The sequence below is a fragment of the Amycolatopsis sp. BJA-103 genome (assembly GCF_002849735.1).
In the GTDB taxonomy this organism is placed as follows: domain Bacteria; phylum Actinomycetota; class Actinomycetes; order Mycobacteriales; family Pseudonocardiaceae; genus Amycolatopsis.
In genome coordinates, this window is record NZ_CP017780.1 from 5,083,439 (window position 1) to 5,105,497 (window position 22,059).

Annotated in this window: 18 protein-coding genes; 4 read left to right on the top strand and 14 right to left on the bottom strand. The window is 69.6% G+C overall.

The genetic code is table 11. The features are described 5' to 3' along the window. Nucleotides 1–45: 45 nt before the first annotated feature. Both BKN51_RS21940 and gltB read right to left on the bottom strand, forming a co-directional pair. Nucleotides 46–1,554 carry a glutamate synthase subunit beta gene (locus tag BKN51_RS21940; protein ID WP_101609405.1) on the bottom strand — a complete coding sequence of 503 codons (1,509 nt, stop codon included), beginning with the start codon at nt 1,552–1,554 and terminating at the stop codon, nt 46–48. Further along, nucleotides 1,547–6,115, bottom strand: a complete 4,569-nt coding sequence (gene gltB, locus BKN51_RS21945) for a glutamate synthase large subunit (RefSeq protein WP_101609406.1) — start codon at nt 6,113–6,115, stop codon at nt 1,547–1,549. The genes BKN51_RS21940 and gltB overlap by 8 nt, the downstream gene beginning before the upstream one ends. 362 nt (nt 6,116–6,477) lie before the next feature. Here gltB and BKN51_RS44720 point away from each other — a divergent pair, with 362 nt between their 5' ends. Continuing rightward, entirely contained in the window at nt 6,478–6,606 is a 129-nt protein-coding gene (locus tag BKN51_RS44720; RefSeq protein WP_255414901.1) for a hypothetical protein, read from the top strand. Between the two features lie 12 nt (nt 6,607–6,618). Beyond that, on the top strand, nt 6,619–7,683 hold the full coding sequence (locus BKN51_RS21950; protein ID WP_101609407.1) for an NAD(P)H-dependent amine dehydrogenase family protein: 1,065 nt from the start codon (nt 6,619–6,621) through the stop codon (nt 7,681–7,683). A gap of 113 nt (nt 7,684–7,796) precedes the next feature. Here the strand turns inward: BKN51_RS21950 and lgt are convergent, their stop codons facing one another. From lgt to BKN51_RS21965, 3 genes are read right to left on the bottom strand one after another with little or no spacing between them, the layout of a single operon-like run. Next, complete coding sequence (gene lgt / locus BKN51_RS21955) at nt 7,797–8,876, bottom strand: prolipoprotein diacylglyceryl transferase (RefSeq protein ID WP_168214366.1); 1,080 nt, start codon at nt 8,874–8,876, stop codon at nt 7,797–7,799. 29 nt (nt 8,877–8,905) lie between these two features. After that, on the bottom strand, nt 8,906–10,075 hold the full coding sequence (locus BKN51_RS21960; RefSeq protein WP_168214367.1) for a M20 metallopeptidase family protein: 1,170 nt from the start codon (nt 10,073–10,075) through the stop codon (nt 8,906–8,908). After that, the gene (locus BKN51_RS21965) at nt 10,072–11,214 is read right to left on the bottom strand and encodes an amidohydrolase family protein (protein WP_101609408.1); all 1,143 of its coding nucleotides are present in this window, start codon (nt 11,212–11,214) and stop codon (nt 10,072–10,074) included. The genes BKN51_RS21960 and BKN51_RS21965 overlap by 4 nt, the downstream gene beginning before the upstream one ends. 94 nt (nt 11,215–11,308) lie before the next feature. On the opposite strand from BKN51_RS21965, the gene BKN51_RS21970 reads away from it, so the two are divergent. Continuing rightward, on the top strand, nt 11,309–12,682 hold the full coding sequence (locus BKN51_RS21970; protein ID WP_101609409.1) for a glutamine synthetase family protein: 1,374 nt from the start codon (nt 11,309–11,311) through the stop codon (nt 12,680–12,682). An 89-nt stretch (nt 12,683–12,771) separates the two neighbouring features. Here the strand turns inward: BKN51_RS21970 and trpA are convergent, their stop codons facing one another. From trpA to BKN51_RS21995, 5 genes are all read right to left on the bottom strand, one after another. Beyond that, a complete protein-coding gene (trpA, locus tag BKN51_RS21975) occupies nt 12,772–13,563 on the bottom strand; it encodes a tryptophan synthase subunit alpha (RefSeq protein ID WP_101609410.1) in 792 nt (263 codons plus the stop codon). Then, nucleotides 13,560–14,789 (bottom strand): tryptophan synthase subunit beta, encoded by a 1,230-nt coding sequence (trpB, locus tag BKN51_RS21980; RefSeq protein ID WP_101613381.1) that lies wholly within the window; start codon nt 14,787–14,789, stop codon nt 13,560–13,562. Before trpB ends, trpA begins: the two co-directional genes overlap by 4 nt. Continuing rightward, nucleotides 14,786–15,595 carry an indole-3-glycerol phosphate synthase TrpC gene (trpC, locus tag BKN51_RS21985; RefSeq protein ID WP_101609411.1) on the bottom strand — a complete coding sequence of 270 codons (810 nt, stop codon included), beginning with the start codon at nt 15,593–15,595 and terminating at the stop codon, nt 14,786–14,788. The genes trpB and trpC overlap by 4 nt, the downstream gene beginning before the upstream one ends. 192 nt (nt 15,596–15,787) lie before the next feature. After that, nucleotides 15,788–16,363, bottom strand: a complete 576-nt coding sequence (locus BKN51_RS21990; RefSeq protein WP_168214368.1) for a Trp biosynthesis-associated membrane protein — start codon at nt 16,361–16,363, stop codon at nt 15,788–15,790. Beyond that, on the bottom strand, nt 16,356–17,918 hold the full coding sequence (locus BKN51_RS21995) for an anthranilate synthase component I (protein WP_101613382.1): 1,563 nt from the start codon (nt 17,916–17,918) through the stop codon (nt 16,356–16,358). The genes BKN51_RS21990 and BKN51_RS21995 overlap by 8 nt, the downstream gene beginning before the upstream one ends. A 95-nt stretch (nt 17,919–18,013) precedes the next feature. Between BKN51_RS21995 and BKN51_RS22000 the strand changes: the two genes are divergently transcribed. Continuing rightward, complete coding sequence (locus tag BKN51_RS22000) at nt 18,014–18,619, top strand: TetR/AcrR family transcriptional regulator (RefSeq protein ID WP_101609412.1); 606 nt, start codon at nt 18,014–18,016, stop codon at nt 18,617–18,619. Nucleotides 18,620–18,628: 9 nt separating this feature from the next. Here the strand turns inward: BKN51_RS22000 and BKN51_RS22005 are convergent, their stop codons facing one another. From BKN51_RS22005 to BKN51_RS22020, 4 genes are all read right to left on the bottom strand, one after another. Beyond that, nucleotides 18,629–19,507: a hypothetical protein gene (locus tag BKN51_RS22005; protein WP_101609413.1), complete on the bottom strand. Its 879-nt coding sequence runs from the start codon at nt 19,505–19,507 to the stop codon at nt 18,629–18,631. Then, nucleotides 19,504–20,316: a hypothetical protein gene (locus BKN51_RS22010; RefSeq protein ID WP_101609414.1), complete on the bottom strand. Its 813-nt coding sequence runs from the start codon at nt 20,314–20,316 to the stop codon at nt 19,504–19,506. Before BKN51_RS22010 ends, BKN51_RS22005 begins: the two co-directional genes overlap by 4 nt. Nucleotides 20,317–20,445: 129 nt before the next feature. Beyond that, nucleotides 20,446–21,033: a hypothetical protein gene (locus tag BKN51_RS22015; protein WP_146044383.1), complete on the bottom strand. Its 588-nt coding sequence runs from the start codon at nt 21,031–21,033 to the stop codon at nt 20,446–20,448. Between the two features lie 120 nt (nt 21,034–21,153). Continuing rightward, complete coding sequence (locus BKN51_RS22020; RefSeq protein ID WP_101609416.1) at nt 21,154–22,059, bottom strand: DUF3592 domain-containing protein; 906 nt, start codon at nt 22,057–22,059, stop codon at nt 21,154–21,156.

Sequence of the window (22,059 nt, forward strand, 5' to 3'; positions counted from 1 at the left end):
TGGGTGGGAGGAACGCGCCGACGACGCTGTCGGCGCGAACCGGCCTCAGACGACGGCGAGTGGAAGCGCCGTCGGGTGCACCGGCGAGGGCAGGTCCGAAGCGCCGGTGAGGTAGGCGTCGACGGCACTCGCCACCGAACGTCCTTCGGCGATCGCCCACACCACCAGCGAGGCACCGCGGTGCGCGTCGCCGCAGACGAACACGCCCGGCGAGGAGGTCTGCCAGTCCACGCCGCACGAGAGCGTGCCGCGTTTGGTCAGCGAAAGCCCGAGCCCGTCCAGCAAAGGCATGTGCTCGACACCTTCGAACCCGATCGCGAGCAGCACGAGATCGGCGGGCAGTTCCTCGATCTCGTCGTTGACCGGGAGGACCTCGCGGCGTCCGGTCTCGCGATCCTTCTGGACCTTGACCTGCTGGAGTTCGACAGCGCGCACGTTGCCGTTCTCGTCGCCGACGAAGCGCTTGACCGCGACGGCGAACTTGCGCTCGCCCGCCTCCTCGTGCGCCGGGTAGGTGCGGAGGATGTAGGGCCAGGTCGGCCACGGCGAGCGCTCGTCGTCCCTTGTGGACGGTGGCGTCGGGTACTGGTCCAGCTGGGTCACCGAAAGCGCGCCCTGCCGGGTCGCGGTGCCGTACGAGTCGGCCCCGGTGTCGCCGCCGCCGATGATGACGACGTGCTTGCCCGCCGCGTCCACCGGCGACGGGCCGTCGCCCTCGACGTACTTGTTGGCCGGGACCAGATGCTCCATCGCCAGGTGGATCCCGGACAGCTCGCGTCCGGGCGTCGTCGTGTCGTCGCGGCCGCGCAGCGCGCCCACGGCGAGCACCACCGCGTCGTAGCCCGCCCGCAGTTCCTCGACGGTCAGATCGACGCCGACCTCGCAGCCGGTGACGAACTTCGTGCCCTCCTTGCGGAGTTGCGCGAGCCGCCGGTCGAGGACCTTCTTCTCCATCTTGAACTCGGGGATGCCGTACCGCAGCAGGCCGCCTAGCCGGTCGTCCCGTTCGTAGACGGTCACCTCGTGACCGGCGCGGGTCAGCTGCTGCGCGGCGGCGAGCCCGGCGGGACCGGAACCGACGACCGCGACCCGCTGTCCCGACGACACCGCCGAGACCTGCGGCTGCACGTAGCCCGCTTCCCAGGACTGGTCGGCGATCGTCTGCTCGACCCGTTTGATCGACACCGGACCGCCGGACAAGGGCGAGATCGACAGGACGCAGCCCGCCTCGCACGGCGCGGGGCACAGCTTCCCGGTGAACTCGGGGAAGTTGTTCGTCGCGTGGAGCCGGTCGCTCGCCGCGGCCCAGTCGCCGCGGCGCACCAGGTCGTTCCACTCCGGGATCAGGTTGCCCAGCGGGCAGCCGGAACCACCGGAGTGACAGAACGGGATGCCGCAGTCCATGCACCGCGAAGCCTGCTTGCGCACCTTTTCGTTGCGCTCGGCGGGTTCCACGTCGGCGTAGACCTCGCCCCAGGTGGCGAGACGGTCCTCTTTGGACTTCTTCTTAGGCTCTTCGCGTTCGTGCTTGAGGAAACCCGTCGGATCAGCCACGAGCGGCCTCCATGATCGCTTCGTCGACGTCGCGGCCCGCGGCACGCGCCGCCTTCGCCGCGTCAAGGACACGCTGGTAGTCGCGGGGCATCACCTTGGTGAACGCCGCCGAGCGACGCGGCCAGTCGCCGAGCAGCGACGCGGCCACGGCCGAACGTGTGAGGTCGTAATGCTTCTGCACGGTCTTCTTGAGCCAGGCGAGATCCTCCGACGACGGCGTCAGGAGGTTGACCATCTCTTCGTTGACCCGGCCGCGGTCGAGGTCGAGCACGTAGGCCTCGCCGCCGGACATGCCGGCCGCGAGGTTGCGCCCGGTCGGGCCGAGCACCACGGCCTGCCCGCCGGTCATGTACTCGAAGGCGTGGTCGCCCACGCCCTCGGCGACCACCACGGCGCCGGAGTTGCGCACGCAGAACCGCTCGCCGACCTGGCCGCGCAGGAACATCTCGCCGCCGGTCGCCCCGTAGGCGAGGGTGTTCCCGGCGATGGTCTGGCCTTCCGCGGCGAACTTCGCGTCCGGATGCGGGCGCACGATGATCCGCCCGCCCGAAAGCCCCTTGCCGACGTAGTCGTTCGCGTCGCCGACCATGTCGAGCGTGATGCCGCGCGGCAGGAACGCGCCGAGCGACTGCCCGGCGGAACCGGTCAGCAGCACGTGGATCGTGTCCTCGGGCAGGCCCTCACCGCCGTAGCGGCGGGTGATCTCGGAACCGAGCAGCGTGCCGACGGTCCGGTTCACGTTCCGCACCGGCAGTTCGATACGCACCCGATGCGCGTCCTCCAGCGCCGCCTCGGCGAGCTGGATCAGCGTCCGGTCGAGCGCGTGTTCCAGGCCGTGGTCCTGTGTCCGCGTGCGCCGCTTCGCCCCGCCGTACGGGGTCTCTTTCGGCATCTCGAAGATCGGCGACAGGTCGAGCCCGGAGGCCTTCCAGTGCTCGATCGCCTTGTCGGTGTCCAGGATCTCGGCGTGGCCGATGGCCTCGTCGAGCGTGCGGAAACCGAGTGCCGCCAGCGTTTCCCGTACTTCTTCGGCGACGAACCGGAAGTAGTTGACGACGTGGTCGGCCTGGCCGGTGTACCGCTTGCGCAGATCCGGGCTCTGGGTCGCGACGCCGACCGGGCAGGTGTCGAGGTGGCAGACGCGCATCATGACGCAGCCTTCGACGATCAGCGGCGCCGTCGCGAAGCCGTACTCCTCAGCGCCGAGCAGCGCGGCGATGACGACGTCCTTGCCGGTCTTCATCGCACCGTCGACCTGCACGGTGATCCGGTCACGCAAACCGTTGAGCAGCAACGTCTGCTGGGTCTCGGCGAGCCCGATCTCCCACGGCGTGCCCGCGTGCTTGAGCGAGTTCATCGGGGAGGCGCCGGTGCCGCCGTCGTGGCCGGAGATCAGCACGACGTCGGCGTGCGCCTTGGACACGCCCGCGGCGACCGTGCCGACGCCGAGCGAGGACACCAGCTTCACGTGGATGCGGGCGTTCTCGTTGGCGTTCTTGAGGTCGTGGATCAGCTGGGCGAGATCCTCGATCGAATAGATGTCGTGGTGCGGCGGCGGCGAGATGAGCCCGACACCCGGCGTCGAGTGCCGCGTCCGCGCGATCCACGGGTAGACCTTGTTCGGGGGCAGCTGCCCGCCCTCGCCCGGCTTCGCGCCCTGCGCCATCTTGATCTGGATGTCGTCGGCGTTGACCAGGTACTCGCTCGTGACGCCGAACCGGCCGCTCGCGACCTGCTTGATCGCGCTGCGCCGGGTCGGGTCGTAAAGCCGCTCGGGGTCTTCCCCGCCCTCGCCGGTGTTGGACCGGCCGCCGATGCGGTTCATCGCGATCGCGAGGGTTTCGTGTGCCTCGGCCGAAATCGAACCGTAGGACATCGCGCCGGTGTTGAAGCGCTTGAAGATCGCCTCGACCGGCTCGACCTCGTCCAGCGGGACGGGTTCGCGCGCGCCCTCGCGGAAGGCGAACAGCCCGCGCAGCGCGCCGCCCTGGCGGTAGAGACGGTGGACCTCGTCGGAGTACTGCTTGTACACCTCCTCGCGGCCGGTCTTCGTCGCGTGCTGCAACAGGAAGACGGTCTCCGGGGTGAACAGGTGCAGTTCGCCTTCCCGGCGGTACGCGTACTCGCCGCCGGTCTCGAGTCCACGGTGGACGCGATCGGTCGGGTTGTCCGGGTACGCGCGACGGTGGCGCGTGGCGACCTCTTCGGCGAGCACGCCCAGGCCGACGCCGCCGAGTTTGGACGACGTCCCGGTGAAGTACTCGTCGAGCAGATCCTGGCTCAACCCCAAGGATTCGAAGACCTGCGCCGCGGTGTACGCGCCGACGGTCGAGATGCCCATCTTCGACATGATCTTCAGGACGCCCTTGACGAGCGCCTTGACGTAGTTCTGGATCGCCTTGGCGGGCTCGATACCGGTGATGGCACCGGTCGAGATCATGTCCTCGATGGTCTCGAAGGCCAGGTACGGGTTCACCGCGGCGGCGCCGTAGCCGAGCAGGACGGCGACGTGGTGGACCTCGCGGGCGTCACCGGTCTCGACGACCAGCGCCACGCGGAGCCTTTCCTTGGTGCGCACCAGATGGTGGTGCACCGAGGACACCAGCAGCAGCGACGGGATCGGCGCCATGCGGTGATCGGAATCGCGGTCGGACAGCACGAGCGTGCGCGCGCCCGCCGCGATCGCCTCGGAGGCCTCGCGGCGGACCCGTTCGATCGCGGACGCCAGCGCGTCGGCGCCGCCGTCCACTTCGTACAGTCCGGAAAGGACACTGCACGCGAAGCCGGGCAGGTCGCCGTCGTCGTTGATGTGGATCAGCTTGGCGAGTTCGTCGTTGTCGATCACCGGATACGGCAGCTGCACGTGGCGGCAGGAGGCCGGGCCGGGGGCGAGCAGGTTCCGCTCGGGGCCCATGATCCGGCTCATCGAAGTGACGAGCTCTTCGCGGATCGCGTCCAGCGGCGGGTTGGTGACCTGCGCGAAGTTCTGCTTGAAGTAGTCGTAGAGCAGCCGCGAACGCTGTGACAGCACCGCGGGCGGGGTGTCCGAGCCCATCGAGCCGATCGGCTCCATGCCCTTGACCACCATCGGCGCGAGGAGGATCTTCAGCTCTTCTTCGGTGTAGCCGAAGGAAAGCTGGCGCCGCAGCACGGAATCGTGGCTCTGCACGATGTGGTCGCGGTCCGGCAGATCGGCGATCTGCAGCAGCCCGGCGTGCAGCCAGCCCTCGTACGGGAGTTCCTTGGCCAGCTCCGACTTGACCTCTTCGTCGTCGACGATCCGGCCCGCCTCGGTGTCCACCAGGAACATGCGGCCGGGCTTGAGCCGCCCCTTGGCCACGATGTCCTCGGGCGCGACGTCGAGCACGCCGGCCTCACTGGCCAGCACGACGCGGTCGTCGGCGGTGCGCCACCATCGGGCGGGGCGCAGGCCGTTGCGGTCCAGCACCGCGCCGACGAGCGTGCCGTCGGTGAAGGTGACACAGGCCGGGCCGTCCCACGGCTCCATGAGGCTGGCGTGGAACTGGTAGAACGCACGACGCTGGGCGTTCATCCCGGCGTGGTTCTCCCACGCCTCGGGGATCATCATCAGGACCGCGTGCGGCAGCGACCGCCCGCCGAGGTGCAGCAGCTCCAGCACCTCGTCGAACGATGCGGAGTCCGACGCGTCGGCCGAGCAGATCGGGTACAGCCGGGTGAGGTCGCCGGTGATGAGGTCCGATTCCAGCAGCGCCTCACGGGCGCGCATGCGGTTGCGGTTGCCGCGGATGGTGTTGATTTCGCCGTTGTGCGCGACGAACCGGAACGGATGCGCCAGCGGCCACGACGGGAAGGTGTTGGTGGAGAACCGGGAGTGCACGAGCGCGATGGCGCTGGCGAGCCGGGTGTCGGTCAGGTCGGTGAAGAAGAGCGGGAGCTGCTCGGGGGTCAGCATTCCCTTGTAGACGATCGTCCGCGAGGACAGCGAAGGGAAGTAGGTGCCGCAGCCTGCGGTCACACTCTCGTTCTCGACGCGCTTGCGCAGGCAGAAGGCCAGGCGATCCAGTTCGAGCCCGCCGGGGCGGCTTCCGCCCGCTTCCTGGGCCGCGACGAACACCATCACGAAATGCGGCATGACCGAACGCGCCGTCGGGCCGATGTCCGCGCGATCGGCGTCGACCGGGACCTCGCGCCAGCCGAGGACGTCGAGGCCCTCTTCGGTGGCGATGCGCTCGATCAGGGCGACGGCCTTGCCGCGCTCCTCGGTGTCCGAGGGCAGGAAACCGATCCCGGTCGCGTAGGTCTGCTGACCGTCGGCGCCCGCTTCGGGCAGGGTGAAGTCCACTTCCGCGCGCAACAGCTCGTCGGGCAGCTGCACCAGGATGCCCGCGCCGTCGCCACTGGTCGGCTCCGCGCCCGCGGCACCGCGATGGTCGAGATTCGTCAGCGCGGAAAGACCGTCGGTGACGATGCCGTGCGACCTTCGCCCGCGGACGTCGGCCACCATGGCCACACCGCAGGAGTCCTGTTCGGATTCGGGATCGTAAAGACCTTGTTTGCCGGGAATGGCGGAGAAGATCATGAAGGGACCTCCTTCGTCGTCTGTGCTCAGCGGCCGGACGGGCCGGCCGGGGGAATGCGCACGGGACGACGATGGCCCGTTCGTTAGCGCGACTTTAACACCTAGGAAACATGTGGGCATCAGTTCATCGGACGAGAAAGCCCGCTGATGGTAACGATCTGGATGCCCGGAACGACACAGTTCCTGATGGGGTCACGGTAGTTCGTTCCGCTAAGTATATGTCCTGTTCCGGGATGCCACGAGACGCGGTGAAGCGACCCTAGTCACTCCGGGCCGACCCCGCACGCCGAGGCTCGATAAATAGAACGTGTTACAGTTCCGCGCATGATCCCGGACCGTTTCCGGCTCACCGACCAGGCGCCGTGACCACCGGCGCCGGACGCGGGATCGGCGCGGCGGCACCGTCCTTACTGGAGGCGGGCGGCTCGATCGTCGAAGTCGACGCATGCCTGCAGGCCCCGAACCTGGAACCGGGCCTGCCCGATCTGTAGGAGGCGAACGCCGTGCGCGTGGTCCAGTGGAGTACCGGGAACGTCGGCCGTCACGCGCTGGCCGGGATAGCCGCGCGACCCGATCTCGACCTCGCCGGGGTCTGGGTTTCGAGCGAGGCCAAGGCCGGTGTGGACGCGGGGGAACTGGCCGGGCTCGGGCGTTCGCTCGGTGTCGCGGCGACCACCGACGCGGACGCGCTCATCGCGCTGAAACCGGACTGTGTGCTCTACACGGCGATGGCCGACGACAGGCTCGTCGAAGCCGTCGAGGACCTGAAACGGTTCCTGCGCGCGGGGATCAACGTGGTCTCCAGCAGCCCGGTGTTCCTCCAGTACCCCGAAGGCGTCGTCCCGGCGGAGATGATCGAGCCGATCCGCGAGGCGGCCAGGGAAGGCGGCGCTTCGCTGTGGGTCAACGGCATCGATCCCGGTTTCGCCAACGACTGGCTGCCGCTGGTGCTCACCGGCGTGTGCGAACGGATCGACGAGGTTCGCTGTCTGGAGATCCTCGACTACTCGACGTACAACCAGGCCAAGGTTCTGTTCGACATCATGGGCTTCGGGCGGGAAATGGACGACCTTCCCTTGCTGCTGCAGCCCGGAGTGCTGTCGCTGGCCTGGGGCAGCGTCGTGCGGCAGCTCGCGGCGGGGCTGGACGTCGAACTCGACTCCGTCGAGGAGGTCTACGAACGGCTTCCGGCGCCCGAGACGTTCGAGATCGCCTCGGGGACGATCAAGGAGGGCACGGCGGCGGCGCTGCGGTTCGAGGTGCGCGGCATGCGCGGCGGACGGGCGGTGTGCGTGCTGGAGCACATCACGCGGCTGCGCGGCGACCTCGGCCCGGACTGGCCGCAGCCGTCCGGGCAGGGTTGCTACCGCGTCCAGGTGACCGGGGAGCCCAACTACGTGCTGGACCTTCGGCTGGTCGGGACCGACGGTGACCACAACACGGCCGGGCTGAAGGCGACCGCGATGCGGCTGGTGAACGCGATCCCGGCGGTGGTGGCGGCTCCGCCGGGGCTGCTGACGGCGCTGGACCTGCCTTTGGTGACCGGACGGGGCCTGGTCTCCCCCTGACGCCCCGCGCGTGCCGTGAAGGCCTCCTTCCCTACTTTGAGGGTAGGGAAGGAGGCCTTCACGGACTTGCGTGACCCCGGCCTGCCGGAGGTACGCGTGGGGGAAGCGGAGCGCTACTTCTCGGAGTCGGGTTTCGGGTCCTCGGTCGCCTTGTCGGCGGCCGAGTCCCGGACGGTGTCCGGAGCCGCCCCCACCTCCGCGTGCTCCTCGTCCTTGGCCTCGGCAGGCGAAACGGCATCGTCGGAAGAGGAGGCAGTGTCGGCAGAGGAGGCTGCGGCAGCGGAGTCCTCGCGTGGCACGTCCTTGCTCCACAGCGTTTCCGGCGCTTCTCGCGGCCCCCGCTTGGCGGCCACCACGAAGTAGGCGATCGCCGCGGCGAACAGCAGGATCGACGTCCACACGTTGACCCGCAGGCCGAGGATGTGGTTCGCGGTGTCGGTCCGCATCATCTCGATCCAGAACCGGCCCGCGGTGTACCCGGCGACGTACAGCGCGAACACGCGGCCGTGGCCGAGGCGGAACTTCTTGTCCGCCCAGATGACCAGCAGCGCGACACCGAGGTTCCAGATCAGCTCGTACAGGAACGTCGGGTGCACCGGGCTGTCCGGCAGCGGGACGTGCCCGATGGCGATGCCGTTCAGGAAGTCGTCCGGGTTGGTCGGGTTGTAGCGCTGGTAGATCTCCAGGCCCCACGGCAGGTCGGTGTGCGCGCCGTAGAGCTCCTGGTTGAAGTAGTTGCCGAGCCGCCCGATGGCCTGCGCGATCACGATCCCCGGCGCGAGCGCGTCCGCCATCGCGGGCAGCGGGATGCCCCGGCGGCGGCAGGCGATCAGCGCGCCGACGGCGCCGAGCGCGATCGCGCCCCAGATGCCGAGGCCGCCGTCCCAGATCTTCAGCGCGTTGATCGGGTTCTTGCCCTCGCCGAAGTACAGCTGGTTGTCGGTGATGACGTGGTACAACCGCCCGCCGACCAGGCCGAACGGGACCGCGAAGACGGCGACGTCGATGACGGTGCCCTTCGTGCCGCCGCGATTCACCCAGCGCCGTTCGCCCAGCCAGATCGCCACGATGATGCCGGCGATGATGCAGAGCGCGTAGGCACGGATCGGGACCGGCCCGATATGCCAGACGCCCTGGTCGGGACTGGGGATGGTCGCGAGGAACGCTGCCGAGGCGGTATTCACGGAGGCCACCGTAGCGCTTCATCCACTTCTTGGGGGCGTCAGCCCTCGACGGCGGCCAAATAGCCCGCGATCAGCGCCGAAGCGACGTGCCCGACTGCGGCGTCCGGCGGCAGGAAGACCTCGTCGTGCAGGCTGGGCGCGCCCGCGGTGTCGCCGAGGCCGACGAACATCATCAGCCCGCGCGTCACCCCGCGGTAATGGGCGAAATCGTCGGCGCCGAACGACCGGAACTCGGTGTCCACGCCCGCCCCGGCGCGGACCAGCCGCCGGTGCGCGTGCTGGGTGAGCCCGGCGTCGTTGTGCAGCACCGGTTCGCACGGGCTGATCTCCAGTTCCGCCCGGCAGCCGTGTGCCTTCGCGGTGCCGTGGACGACCTCGGCGAGCCCCTCCAGCGCGAGATCGCGGTCCTCTGCGCGCATCAGCCGCAGCGAGCCCGACAGGCGGGCCTCGTTCGGCACGACGTTCGCCGTGGTCCCCGCCTCGATCCGGCCGACCGAGCAGACCGCGCCGAACACCGGGTCGACCCGGCGGCTCGCGAGCTGCTGCAGGCTCACCACGATCTGGCTGAGCGCGAGGATCGGGTCCCGCAGCAGATGCGGGTAGCCGGCGTGCCCGCCCTGGCCTCGGACGACCACGTCGAACTCGTCGGTGGAGGCGTTGACCGGTCCCGGTACCGCCGACACCACGCCCGCCGCGAGCCGCGGCTGGACGTGCGCGCCGATGACCGCTTCGACGCCGTACTCGGTGAGCACTCCGGACTCGACGATGTCCAGCGCGCCCGACGGCGAGGTCTCTTCACGCGGCTGCAGGAGGGCGAGGATCGGCCGCGGCACCCCCACGACGGCCGCCGCGCGGCAGGTGGCGACGAGCGCGGCCATGTGCACGTCGTGCCCGCACGCGTGCATGAGCGGCGTCTCCGAGGCCCACGGGACCCCGGTCCGCTCGGTGACCGGCAGCGCGTCCAGTTCGGCGCGCAGCGCGACGGCGGGTCCCGGACCGGTGCCGGGGAACAGCACGGCACGCCCGGTTTTGGCGACCCGCACCCCTTCGCCGACGCCCAGTGCCTCGATGAGAACCCGTGCGGTGTCCTCTTCGTCCCCCGACGCGCGAGGATCGGCGTGCACCCGGTGCCGCAGCCCGATCGCGGACGGCAGCTCCGCCTCGACGGCCGCCTCCCACCGGTCCTGCAGTTCGTCCAGTTCCGTCATATCCCCTCCAGTCCGTACACCCGTTCGGCGTTGCGGTGCCCCACCAGGGCCGTGATCCGACGTGCGTCCACTTCGGACAGTACGTCCGCGGTGAGCCCCGCGTACAGGAAATCCGACAGTCCTCGCCGGAACAGGGCGGTGCCGAGGTGGTACAGCTCGGCGAGCCCGAACGCGTCGGTGGAGAACAGCAGTTTCCCGAACGGCACGATCTCCATTGTCTCCGCGATGATCGCGGGCGCACGGTGACCGGCGTTGTGCGTCGCGAGACCCACGTCGATGAACACGTGCTCGAACACCTGCGCCAGATACGCGGCGTTCCGGTGGAAGGGATAGTTGTGCAGCAACATGATCGGCACCCCGTGTGACCGCGTCGCCCGCAGCAGCCCGGTGAGCAGCAGCGGATCGCAGCGGTGCAGGTCCACGTCGGAGTCGCCGAAACCGACGTGGAACTGGACCGGGAGGGCCAGGTCGAGCCCGGTCCAGATCAGGAACCGGTGCAGGACCTCGTCGGCGAGCCGGACCGGTTCGCCCGCCTCGATCCTGGAGAGCCAGCGGCCCGCCGCCTCGGTGACCTCGGCGTCCGTGGGGCGCTCCCCCGCCAGGTCGAGGCCGACGCGGTAGGCGGCGATGGACTTGAACCCCACCGCCGTCGTGGCGCGTTTCGCCAGTTCCGCGGTGAAGGCCGCGGCGAATCCCGCGGCCGTGCTGGACTCCACGACGGCTTCGGCGACCTGTTCGAGCCGGACGATGTCCCGCGCGCGGGCGGCGGACAGGGCCGCGAACTGCTCGGTCGTGGTCAGCGTGTCCGGCAGGAAACCGCCGTCGAGCAGGAACTCGGTCGTGCCGGTGGCACGCAGGAACCGCGCGTTGACCTCGGTGGCGCCCAGTTCGGCACGCCGGGCCAGATAGACCTCGGCCGGGACGTGCGAAGGCAGGTCGAGCACCGGCGCGCAGCGGGCACGGACCGCGAGCCCGATCAGCGAGTCGAACAAGGTCGTGCCCAGCGACGAGACGGTGTCGGCCTCGGTGAGCATCTGCTCGAACTCGATCCGGCCGAGATCGCCGGTGACGACACCGTGGCAGTGATGGTCCACCAGCGGCATCTCGGCCACGAACGGCAGAATTCCGGGTCCCGGCATGGCGCGTCCCTTCCGGTGATCGACGAATGCGCCTCACCCTAGGGCCGGAGCCGGACGTGGCAAGGGGCTCGCGATGAGGCCAGGATGAGGAACCATGGTGAACCGGGAAGCACTGACCGCCCGCGCGACCGCCCTCACCGGGGAACTCCGGGCACGGGGTGTCGAACTCGTGGCGCTGACCTTCGTGGACAACGCCGGGATCGCGCGGGTCAAGGCGGTGCCGCTGCGCAAGCTGGCGTCCGCGGCCGCCTGGGGTGTCGGTGCTTCGAATTCCTTCGACTTCTTCGGTTCCGACGACAGCATCACCGGCGGTGAGCATTCGCTCGGGCCGGTCGGTGACCTGCGCCTGCATCCGGATCTCGACGCGCTGACCGTGCTCGCCGGGCAACCCGGCTGGGCGTGGGCGCCGGTGACGAAGCTCGACCAGGAGGGCGAGCCACATCCGCAGGATCCGCGTGCCCTCCTCATGACCGCGGTCGACAGGCTCGCCGCACGCGGTCACCGGGCGATGATGAGTTTCGAACTCGAATGGGTGGTCACCAGCGCCGACGCCCCGGACGATCCGATGTCGGCCACCGCGGGCCCGGCCTACGGCTACGCCCGGCTTTCCGAGCGCGCGGACTATCTCCGCGCGCTGGTGTCCACTTTGGACCAGCAGGGCGCCGGGGTGGAACAGATCCATCCCGAGTACGCCGACGGACAGTTCGAACTGTCCGTCACCGCCGCCGATCCGGTGCGCGCGGCCGACGTCGCCGTCCTGACGAAGGAGACGATCCGCGCGCTCAGCCACCGGCACGGGGTGAAGGCGTCCTTCACCCCGAAGTTCGCGCCCGCCGGCGTCGGCAACGGCGGCCATGTGCATCTGAGCGTCTGGGACGGTGCCCGGAACCTTTTCTCCGGCGGGGAAAGGATCTTCGGGCTGACGCCGGTCGCGGAATCCTTCAGCGCGGGCATCCTGCGGCGGCTTCCCGCGCTGCTCGCGATCGGGGCGCCGTCGGTCGTCAGCTATCTGAGACTGGAGCCGCACCATTGGGCCGGGGTGTACGCCGCGTGGGGGCTGGAGAACCGGGAGACGCCGTTGCGGCTGGTGCGCGGGGTCGCCGGGAACCGGGACGCGGCGGCGAACCTCGAGGTCAAATGCTTCGATCTGACCGCGAATCCGTACCTGCTGGCGGCCGCCCTGCTGTTCGCCGGGATGGCCGGTGCCGACGAGGAGGCGTCACTGCCGGAACCGGTGGACGTCGACCCGGGAACGCTCACCGACGAAGAACGCGCCGCGCGCGGGATCGAGCGGCTGCCGGTGAAACTGGCGGACGCCGTTGCGGCGTTCGAAGCGGACAAGGATCTGACGGCCGCTTTCGGCGCGCCTCTGGCCACGACGATCGTGGACGTCCGGCGGGCGGAGATCGAACGGTTCGCGCACGCGAGCGCGAAGGAGATCACCGAAGCGCAGCGGTGGCGGCACTGAGCTGAAGGGGACTTTCCCCGCGTCAGATGCAGCGAAGGGGCCCTTCACCGCATCTCATGCGGTGAAGGGCCCCTTCAGCCCACATCAGATCAAGCGGGGGCGACGGTCTTCCGCACCCCGGCGGACAGCTCGGCCGAGAGCTCGCGCACCGCGTCGAGCCCGCTCGCCGCGGCCGTCACCAGCGCCGAGCCGACGATGACGCCGTCCGCGAACCCGGCGACCTGCGCCGCCTGAGCGCCGGAACGAACGCCGAGACCGACGCCGATCGGCAGCTCGGTGTGCGCGCGAGTCCGCTCGACGAGGTCCTCGGCGTGCACGCCGACCTGGTCGCGAGCGCCTGTCACACCCATCACCGCGGTGGCGTACACGAAGCCCGAAGAGGCCGCGACGGTCTTCGCGATCCGCTCCTCCGAGGAGGACGGCGCGACGAGGAAGATCCGGTCCAGACCGTGCTGCTCGGACGCGGCCATCCACTCGTCGGCCTCGTCCGGGATCAGGTCCGGGGTGATCATGCCGAGCCCGCCCGCGGCGGCGAGATCCCGCGCGAAACGGTCGACGCCATAGCGGTGCACCGGGTTCCAGTACGTCATCACGACGGCCTTGCCGCCGCGCGACGACACCGACTCGACGACCTCGAACAGGTGCTTGAGCTTGAAGCCGCCGGAGAGCGCGCTCACCGACGCGGCCTGGATGGTCGGGCCGTCCATCACCGGGTCCGAGTAGGGCACGCCCACCTCGACCAGGTCGGCGCCGCCCTCGACCACCGCGGCCAGCAGGTCCTTCGAGCCGTCGACCGTGGGGAACCCGGCGGGCAGGTACCCGATCAGTGCTCCGCGGCCCTCGGCGCGAGTCTTCGCGAAGACCTCGTCCAACCCACTCATGCGTTCTCCACCAGGCCGAAGTACTTCGCGGCGGTGTCCATGTCCTTGTCGCCACGACCGGACAGGTTCACGATGATCAGCCCCTCGGGGCCGAGCTCACGGCCCAGTACGAGCGCGCCGGCCAGCGCGTGCGCCGACTCGATCGCCGGGATGATGCCCTCGGTCCGCGAAAGCAGCTTGAAGGCGTCCATCGCTTCGGCGTCGGTGACCGGCCGGTACTCGGCGCGGCCGCTGTCCTTGAGCCACGAGTGCTCCGGGCCGACGCCCGGATAGTCCAGACCGGCCGAGATCGAGTGCGACTCGACGGTCTGGCCGTCCTCGTCCTGCAGCAGGTACGTCATCGCGCCGTGCAGGTTGCCCGGGGTGCCCTTGGTCAGCGTGGCGCCGTGGCGGTTGCCCTCGATGCCTTCGCCGCCCGGCTCGAGACCGACGAGGCGGACCTCGGGGTCGTCGATGAAGCCGTGGAAGATCCCGATCGCGTTCGATCCACCGCCGACGCAGGCCGCGACGGCGTCCGGCAGGCGCCCGGCCTGCTCCAGGATCTGGACGCGGGCCTCCTCGCCGATGATCTTGTGGAAGTTCCGCACCATCATCGGGAACGGGTACGGGCCCGCCGCCGTGCCGAACAGGTAGTGCGTGGTGTCGGCGTTGGTGACCCAGTCGCGCAGCGCCTCGTTGATCGCGTCCTTGAGCGTGCGCGAACCGGTCTTCACCGGGATGACCTCGGCGCCGAGCAGCTTCATGCGGGCGACGTTCAGCGCCTGCCGCTCGGTGTCGACCTCGCCCATGTAGACGATGCATTCCAGGTCGAGCAGCGCGCAGGCGGTGGCGGTGGCCACGCCGTGCTGCCCGGCCCCGGTCTCCGCGATGACCCGCTTCTTGCCCATCCGCTTGGTGAGCAGCGCCTGGCCCAGCACGTTGTTGATCTTGTGCGAACCGGTGTGGTTCAGATCCTCGCGCTTGAGGAAGATCCGGGCGCCGCCGGCGTGCTCACCGAAGCGCTTGGCCTCGGTGAGCAGCGACGGACGACCGGCGTAGTCGCGCAGCAGGCGCCGGAACTCGTTGACGAACTCCGGATCGGTCCGGGCCTTGTCGTACTCGGCCGCGACCTCGTCGACGACGCCGATCAGCGCCTCGGGCATGAACCGGCCGCCGTACGGGCCGTAGTAGCCCCGGTCGTCCGGGTCGTGCTCGCCGTGCGGTGTCTCGGTGTACTCAGTGGTCATCGAGAAGGCCTCGGGCACGCGGGGTGCGAACCGGCGGTGACCAGCTTGACCAGCGCGCCCTTCGGGTCTCCGGAGGCGACGAGCCCTTCGCCCACGAGGACGGCGTCGGCGCCGTGACCCGCGTAGGACATCAGGTCGCCGGGGCCGCGGACACCGGACTCGGCGATCTTGAAGACGTCCATCGGCAGGCCGGGGGCCAGCCGCGAGAAGACGTCCCGATCGACCTCGAGCGTGTGCAGGTTGCGGGCGTTGACGCCGATCACCTTCGCACCCGCCTCGAGGGCCTTGTCGGCCTCTTCGGCGTTGTGGATCTCGACCAGCGCCGTCATCCCGAGGGATTCGACGCGGTCGAGCAACGCGATCAGGGCGTTCTGCTCCAGCGCCGCCACGATCAGCAGGACCATGTCCGCGCCGTGCAGCCTGGCCTCGTGGACCTGGTACGGGCTGACGATGAAGTCCTTGCGCAGCACCGGGATGTCGACCGCCGCGCGGACCGCGTCGAGGTCGGCGAGCGAACCGCCGAACCGCCGCTGCTCGGTCAGCACGCTGATCACCCGGGCGCCGCCGTCGGCGTAGTCCTTCGCCAGCGCGGCCGGATCCGCGATCTCGGCCAGCTCGCCCTTGGACGGGCTGCGCCGCTTCACCTCGGCGATGACGCCGATGCCGGACTCGCGCAGGGCGGCGAGCACGTCACGGGGAGGTGCGACCTGGGTCGCACGCTTCTTCAGTTCGTCGAACGGCAGAACCGCCTCGCGCTCGGCGAGATCGGCGCGGACGCCGGCGACGATGTCTTCGAGCACGCTCACCGGAGTCCCTCACCAGCCGTCGTACTCACGGATTCCTTCGCAAGGTCGCTCACAAAAACCTTCCCCTTCCCGCCGAAACGATGCTAACCCCCGCACGAATACGGCCTGGTTCCGGGTATGTCCGTTACTCCGAATGCCAACCGTGTCATCTTTGCCGGGAAAGATCTCCGAAACCCGCGAAATCCGCGGTCGTCACCGGGTCGCGGTGGGATCTTCGCCTTCGGACAGCGCCTCCCACAGCTCGGTCTCCGGATCCTTCGCGGCCCGCTTCTTCGTCCCCGGCGCCGCGTACTTCGCGCCGAGGCGTGGCATCCGGCCCGCGCCCTTGATGGCTGCCAACCCACCCGCCGCCACGAGAATTCCCCCGAGGATCGCGAGCCCGCGGGCTCCCACCATCTGGGCGACGGGCAGTCCGTCGGCGAATCCGCCGAACGAGCCGCCCGCGACGCCGATCCACACCGCCGCGACGCCGGACACGGCGAGTACCACGCCGAGCACCCGGCGTGGCCAACCGCCGGTGGCGATCAGCCCCGCCGTGCCCGCGAGCGCCAGCAGGGCGAGCGGAACCAGCGCAACCGCACGCTGTGAACCGGTTTCCGAGTACAACACGGTGCCGCGCACCCCACCGTCACGGAACTCCGCGAACCACACGAGCCGGGAGGACCCCCACAACGCGGCCGCGCCCAGCAGCAGGCCCACCACGGCGATCCACAGTGGGCGCTTGGCCTTCCTGGCCGGCGGAGCCGTGTCTTCCGGCGCTTCAGACACGAGCGCTGTCACCCGCCGGGTCGAGCTCGTCCGCCGCGATCATCGTCTGCGCCGCCGCGACGGCGGAAAGCACCGTGCGGGCCTTGTTGAGCGACTCGGTGTCCTCGTAGTCGGCGACCGAGTCGGCGACTACTCCCCCGCCCGCCTGGACGTACGCGGTGCCGTCCTTCATCAGCGCGGTGCGGATGGCGATCGCGGTGTCGGCGTCGCCCGCGAAGTCGAGGTAGCCGACGACACCGCCGTAGAGCGCCCTGCGGGTCGGCTCCAGCTCCTCGATCAGCTGCATGGCGCGGACCTTCGGCGCGCCCGAGAGCGTCCCGGCCGGGAAACAGGCGGTGACCGCGTCGAAGGCCGTCTTGTCGTCGAGGAGTTCGCCGGTGACCGTGGAGACGATGTGCATGACGTGGCTGTAGCGCTCGACGCCGAAGAAGTCGACGACGCGCACGGTGCCGGGCTTGCAGACCTTGCCGAGGTCGTTGCGGCCGAGGTCGACGAGCATCAGGTGCTCGGAGCGCTCCTTCTCGTCCGCGAGCAGGTCCTTGGCCAGCTGCGCGTCCTCTTCCGGATCGGCGCCGCGCCAGCGGGTGCCCGCGATCGGGTGCGTGGTCGCACGGCCGTCCCGGACGGTGACCAGCGACTCCGGGCTGGACCCGACGATGTCGAAGCCGTCCAGGCGCAGCAGGTACATGTACGGGCTCGGATTGGACGTGCGCAGCACGCGGTAGACGTCGAGCGCGTCGGCCTGGGTCTCGATCTCGAACCGTTGCGACGGCACGATCTGGAACGCTTCGCCCGCCTTGATCGCCTCGACGGCCTTCTCGACGGCCGCGTGGAAGTCCGGCTTGGAACGGCGGCGGGTGAATTCGGGCGCGGGCCGGTCGAAGACGGCGGCCGTGGCCGGTGCCGCGACGTGCAGCTGCTTGGTCATCGCGTTGAGCCGCGCGACGGCGTCGTCGTAGGCGGCGTCGACCCGCTCGGCCGAGTCGTCCCAGTTGACCGCGTTGGCGATCAGCGTGACCGTGCCCTCGTGGTGGTCGAAGGCGGCGAGATCGGTCGCCAGGAGCATGGTGAGCTCGGGGATGTCGAGGTCGCGCTCGGCGAGCTCGGGGAGCCGTTCGAGCCAGCGGACGGCGTCGTAGCCGATGTAACCAACCATCCCGCCGGTGAGCGGCGGCATTCCGGGCAGCTGCTCGGTGTGGAGCGCGGCGACGGTCTCGCGCAGCACGGTGAGCGGGTCGCCCTCGGTCGGCAGGCCGACCGGCGGGGTGCCGGTCCAGACGGCCTTGCCGTCACGCACGGTCAGCGCGGCGGGGCTGTCGACGCCGATGAACGACCATCGGCTCCAGGAAGCGCCGTTCTCCGCCGATTCGAACAGGAACGTCCCCGGCCGGTCGGCGGCGAGCTTGCGGTAGACCCCGATGGGGGTCTCACCGTCGGCGAGCACGCGACGGACAACGGGGATGACGCGACGGCCCTCGGCGAGCGCGCGGAAATCCTCGCGCGAAGGGCTGACCGAGCCGAGCCCCGACGGGCTGGCATGTGCGGCGCTGACCATGCCGCCCATTGTGCTGCAACGGCCGGGCGGCCGGGGACCGGGGGATGAATTCAAGTCTTGTTGAATTTTGCGCCGGTCCCGTTCATGATGGCGCCATGGCTGGTGAAGACACTACCGCGCGCCGCCGGGGACGGCGGCCCGGTGGACAGGACACGCGCGTCGCACTGATCGAAGCGGCCCGCGCGGTGTTCGGCGAGAGCGGCTTCGACGGTGCGACGGTGCGCACGATCGCGACCCGCGCCGGCGTCGACGCGGCGATGGTCAACCACTGGTTCGGCAGCAAGGAGGGACTGTTCGCCCAAGCCGTCCTGAAACTGCCGTTCGACCCGCACGAACTGCTCGCGGAACTGACGAACGGCCCCGACGACGAGTTCGGACGGCGGATCGTGCGGACCTTCCTCACCCGCTGGGACGGCGCGGGCGGCGAGGTCTTCCAGGCACTCGTCCGCAGTGTCGCCGGGCACGAGCAGGCCGCGCTGGTGCTGCGCGGCTTCTTCCAGAACTTCTTCACGAAGATCATCGCCGGACTCGGCTCGGACCGCGTCGAACTGCGGACTTCGCTCTGCGCTTCGCAACTGGTCGGGATGGGACTGGTGCGGTACGTCGCGAAATTCGAGCCGATGGCGACGAGCGAGATCGAGCCGCTGGTGACCGCGATCGCGCCGACGGTGCAGCGCTACCTGACCGGGGACATCGACTGAGCCGGGTGATCAGGGATCCGTTCTCGCGCCCGGCATCCAGGCCGCGGGAACCGCGTACCGCTTGGCCGAAAACCGTCCGCGGGGGAACAGCACGACCATGTCCTGCCCTTCCCCGCCGACCCAGACCGGTACGTCGTGCCTGTCCCGGTAGGGCCGGACGACGTGACAGGTGGAATCCCACGTCGACACGTGTGTTTCGGATCCGTCCGGGAAGTCGAGCCGAAGGTCCGCGGGCGAGCCGCGACGCGACGCCAAAGTGCGGGGTCTCCCCGTCGCCCGCGCCTCGCGCCAGCCCGTCGTCACGACCGACCGGTATCGCCGCGGCCACCGTGTCGCGGCCAGCAACGAGTTGACGCCGATGACGGCGCCTAAAGCGAGAGCGAGGATCGAGCCGAGCACGAGCAGACCGTGCCCCGCGGAGTTCGTGTCGTAGGTGGGAAGCGACGAGTCCGCCATCGCGCGGAGGGCGCCCGCGGCCCCGGCTGCGAGCACCGCGCCCCAGAAGATCGTCCAGAGGAACGCGCGGTGCCCGAGCGGACTCAGCCGTCGCGTTTCGAGGTCCCCGGCGATCTCGTCGAGCTCCATGCGGAGCGCTTTCGCCGACAACGGATCCTCGATGGCCTTCGCCGCCGCGAACGTCGCGTCGAACCGGCGCGCGTTGACCCTGCCGCGGCGATCGGCGATGACCGTGCCGACCAGGCCTCCGGCCAGGAGGGCGGTTTCGGCGGCGATCCCGTCCCCGAACCAGTCGGACCGGGATCCGCCGATCCGGAGGGCGAGCCCGATGGCCCCGGTCACCGCGACCGCGCCCGCGGCGTACGAAAGCACCCGGAAGAGATCCCGCCGGGTCATGTAGGTCTCCGGCCAGACGTATCCGCTCTCGCTCATGGGAGGCTCCTGACCGGTACCGCGCACGGGGGAACCGAGGGGCCACGGGGAAACAGCACGACCATGGACTCGCCTTCACCGCCGATCCAGACCGGGACGTCGGGACGCCAGCCGAAGCGATGGCCCGTGCGGGACGTGAACCGCAGACCATGCAACCGGATCCGCTCGCCGTCGGGGAACTTCACGGCGAAGATCCGCGGCTCGCCTTCCGGGTTCGTCGCCTCGTAGTCGACTTTCACGGTCACCGTCGCGGGGCGCCATCCGGTGGCGAGGACGGACCGGTAACGCCTGCGCCAGGCCTCCTTCGTGAACAGCCCCGCCACGACGCCGCCCAGGCTCATCACGACCGTCGCCGCGACGGCGGCCATCCGATCCTCGGCCGGATCGGGCAGGTAGTTCACTTCCAGGACCACGATCGCGGCCGCCAGTGGGATCCATCCGACCGTGAAGCCCCACACTCGGCGGCACACGGTGCGCAGCCGCCGCGTCTCGGCTTCCGGATCGGCGCCGTCGAGCCCGTCTTCGAAGGACGGCGAGACACCGAGTTCGGCGACCGCTTTGTCCAGGAGCCGATCGTTGACCCACACCCGATGTCCGCAGACCACCGCCAGCGCCGCCGTCACGAGGAGTACGACGATCGCGGCCATTCCCACGCTGTCGGACCAGCCTTCGAACGCCCCGAGCTCCGAGCCGAGCTGGAGCACCCCCATCATGACGGCGGGCGAACCGGCGCCCAAGAGCACGGCGATGCCCAGATACCTGGTCCGTCTGCGCCAGTACGTCTCCGCCTGCACTTCCTTGACGACCATGCGAAACGCCCCCAATCAGCGAGGGCGGCCGACGTCGTTCCTCCCCATCGGAACTCGTCTGGTCGCCCTCGACCTGGGAAAAGACTACGCCCGGAAGGTCGTGGTCAAGAAGGGACCAAGGTCCTGCCGTCAGGCCGTGTCCGGCTCGATCTCCTTGACCGGTACCGCGTAGAGCGTGTCCTGGGCGAACCGTCCGCGCGGGAAGATCACGATCATGTCCGTTCCCTCACCGCCGACGAAGACGGGAACCTTCCGGACCCGGGGCGCGATCCTCAGCGAACGGCGCGTGGCGAGGAACTTGTAGTCGTTTTCGAAGAACACGTCGATACGGGGGAACAGCCACCCGGGCCGCACCGTCGCCGTGGCCTCGCGCAGGCCGGTTTTCGAGGCGGAGCGATACCGGCTACGCCAGAGCCAAGCGGCGGCAAGGCACACCGGAAAGCCCAGGAACGCGAAGAAGGACAGCGGGAACGGCACGTCGCTCGCCCGGCAGATGACGAAGAAGATCAGCCAAAGCACCGACAAACCCAGTGCGCGCACCTTGAAGTGCGACAGTTTCTCGATCAGCGGGCCGGCCACTTCTTCGTGCACCGTCTGCGAGGCAAGGCTTTTGATGTCGTCGACATCCGAAGAGGACAGAGGCCGCCCGGCGACGCGCGGAAGTCGTTTCGCACGATCACGGTCGGCCGAGCTTCTCTTCCCTCGCCCCGGTTTCATGCGCTGAGGTTAGCGGGAAAAAAGGGCGTTCCCGGGATAACGAGTTCCCTCTCTCTCCAGGGCAACCGCGAGCTCTCGCCGAGCGTGCAAGTGAGCAGGGTGCCATCCGGTCGCCCCGTTTCACGAGCGCCGCTTACCTCGGGGCTTCAGCGGCTTCTCCCGGGGCGGGACGTCGCGGAATTCCAGTCCATGGCGACGAGCGGTATCGAGGCGCTCCTCCGGCACGACCTCGGCCTGTCCCTTGCCTCCCCGGACGTCGCTCGCGGCGAACCCGTCGGAACGGGCTTCCCTCACCGGCACCTCGTAGGGCCTTCCCGTGCGCCACCGGCCGTCGGGGAAGACCAAGACCACGTTCTGGCCCGTCCCCGCGACCGAGACGGGTACGTTCCCGCCCTCCTTGAACCGGGTCGCTCCCCGCGTCGACATCACCGCGCGGAACCTGGTGACGGCGCCGTCCTCGAACTTGACGTCGATGTCCGGGAGTTTCCTGCCCTTCCTGTCCCACACCGTCGCCTTGCCCGCGCGCCATCCCGTGGCCAGCACCGCCCGGTAGCGGAGCCACCACATCACGGCGGCGTACCCGGACGCCGGGGCGCCGACCAGGGAAAGGAGCATCAGGACAAGGAACAGCGCCGTGGCGATCCCGTCCTTGTTGGCCTCTTCGAGCGTCCGGACCGAGCGGGGATTCGCGGGGTCGTAGATCACCGTGACCGGCTGACCGACCGTGTAGGCGCGCCCGGAGTCCGGGTCGATCGTCGCCGTGAAGGAGGCGAAGTCCACGCGATAGCCGACGATGATGGTCGGGTACTTGCCGGTACGGTCGAGGCGAACGCTTTCCACCGTGCCTTCGGCGCGGCTTCCGGTCGCCAGCAGTTCGTCGGCCGAACGCTGAAGGAAGTCCGTCCCGAGCGCCGCGGCGGCGAAGATCGCGATCCACAGCAGTGCGAGAACGATCGAGCGTCCGCACAACGCGCGCACTCTCAAGGATCTGTTGTTCGCCGCGGTTTCCCCGTCCCCCAGTCCCAT